This window comes from Streptomyces sp. MK37H (assembly GCF_018035285.1).
GTDB lineage: Bacteria > Actinomycetota > Actinomycetes > Streptomycetales > Streptomycetaceae > Streptomyces > Streptomyces endocoffeicus.
On sequence record NZ_JAAAYH010000767.1, the window covers coordinates 1 to 2007 of the forward strand.

The 2007-nt window shown below is 72.6% G+C and carries 2 protein-coding genes; both read right to left on the bottom strand.

Annotated features, from left to right (window positions below):
* A partial coding sequence (gene pfkB, locus GWI24_RS43690) for a 1-phosphofructokinase (RefSeq protein WP_210951560.1) occupies nucleotides 1–911 on the bottom strand: 911 nt, incomplete at its 3' end.
* A complete protein-coding gene (locus tag GWI24_RS43695; protein ID WP_210951561.1) occupies nucleotides 908–1669 on the bottom strand; it encodes a DeoR/GlpR family DNA-binding transcription regulator in 762 nt (253 codons plus the stop codon). The genes pfkB and GWI24_RS43695, both read right to left, overlap by 4 nt.
* Between the last annotated feature and the right edge of the window lie 338 nt (nucleotides 1670–2007).

Genomic DNA, 2007 nt, shown 5'->3' on the forward strand with positions numbered 1-2007 from the left:
ATGTCCGCCGTGGTGACCACGGTGGACGGGTCGAGGTCGGCCGGGGTCGGCATGGCGCTGCCCGGCAACTGCACCGCGGCCGCTCCATGGGCCACGGCCGAGGCGAGTGCGGCGGGCCCGGAGCCGCCCGCCGCGAGGAATCCGGCGAGCGAGGCATCGCCCGCGCCGACATTGCTGCGCACGGCGGTGACCCGGGCGGTGCCGAAGTAGGCGCCGGTCTCGTCGACCAGCAGCTGACCGTCGGCGCCCAGGCTGGCGAGTACGGCGCGGGCACCCAGCCCGCGCAGTTCCTCGGCCGCCTTGACCGCCTCGCCCACGGTGGCCAGCGGACGGCCCACGGCCTGGGCCAGTTCCTCGGCATTGGGCTTCACGACATCGGGGCGCTCGCGCAGGGCGGCGGTCAGCGAGGGGCCGGAGGTGTCCAGGGCGATCCGGGCGCCCGCCCGGTGGGCCCGTGCCACCAGCTCGGCGTACCACTCGGGCGCGAGCCCGCGGGGCAGGCTGCCGCAGCAGGCGATCCAGTCGGCGCTCTCGACCCTCGTCCGGACGGCCTCCAGCACCGCCTCGGCCTCGGCGTCGCTCAGTTCGGGCCCGCTCGCGTTGAGCTTGGTGAGGGTGCCGTCCGGTTCGGCCACGGAGATGTTGACCCGGGTCGAGCCCGCCACGGGCACGCCCGCCGCCTCGATGCCCAGCTCCTCCAGCAGCCGGGCGAGCAGCGCGCCCTCCGGTCCACCGAGCGGCAGCACGGCCACCGTGCGCTGCCCCGCGGCGGCCACGGCGCGCGAGACATTGACGCCCTTTCCGCCGGGGTCGACCCGGTCGGCCGTGGCCCGCAGCACGGCGCCGCGCTCCAGCGCGGGGATCTCGTACGTACGGTCCAGGCTGGGGTTGGGGGTGACGGTGAGAATCATGCGCGTGCCACTTCCGTGCCCTGGCGCTCGATGGCCAGGGCGTCCTGGGGGCTGAGCCCGGTGTCCGTGATGAGCAGATCGACATCGTCCAGGCCGCCGAACCGGGCGAAGTGCTCCCGGCCGAACTTGGCGGAGTCCGCGAGCAGCACCACCCGCCGGGCCGCCGCGATCATGGCGCTCTTGACGGAGCCCTCCGCGAGATCGGGTGTGGTGAGCCCGCCGTCCAGTGAGAAGCCGTTGGTGGCGAGGAAGACCACATCGGCCTTGATCTCGCCGTAGCCGCGCAGCGCCCATGCGTCCACGGCGGCCCGGGTGCGGTGGCGGACCCGCCCGCCGACGAGGTGCAGCGCGATACCGGGGTGGTCGGCGAGGCGGGCGGCGACCGGCAGGGCGTGGGTGACGACGGTGAGCTTGGCCTCCAGGGGAAGGGCGGCGGCGAATCGGGCCGCCGTCGAGCCCGCGTCGATGATCACGCTGCCGTCGGACGGCAGCTCGGCGATGGCGGCCCGCGCGATGCGGTCCTTCTCATCGGCGGCGGTGGACTCACGCTCGGCGAGATCGGGCTCGAAGTCCAGCCGTCCGGCCGGGATGGCGCCCCCGTGCACACGGCGGACGAGCCCCGCCCGGTCGAGGGCGCGCAGATCACGCCGTACGGTCTCGGCGGTGACCTGGAACTCCTCGGCGAGGGACAGGACATCCACCCGCCCGCTCTCGCGAGCGAGCCGGAGAATCTCCTGCTGACGCTCCGGTGCGTACATGTGGGTTTACGTCCCTTCCATGCCCGAACCTGTGATTTCGCGGCCAGATTACGTGGGCGATGCAGGAAAGTAAACAGACTCGGGCACGAAACAAACTCGACCGGGCATGTTTCGTGGTTCACGGTCGCTCAGCGACCCCTCAGCTGCCTCACGCCCTGACCGACCCGCCCCTGGCCGCCGCCCCTGGCCGCCGCCCATCGCCGTAGCGCACCGTCCGAATCCCGCCGGACTTCCGCGGCCCACCCGGCCAGGATCGAGTCATGTCCTTCGGGACCACTGCATAGCGGGATCTTTACCACATACCAGGAATGCAAGGAACACAGGAATACAAGGAACAG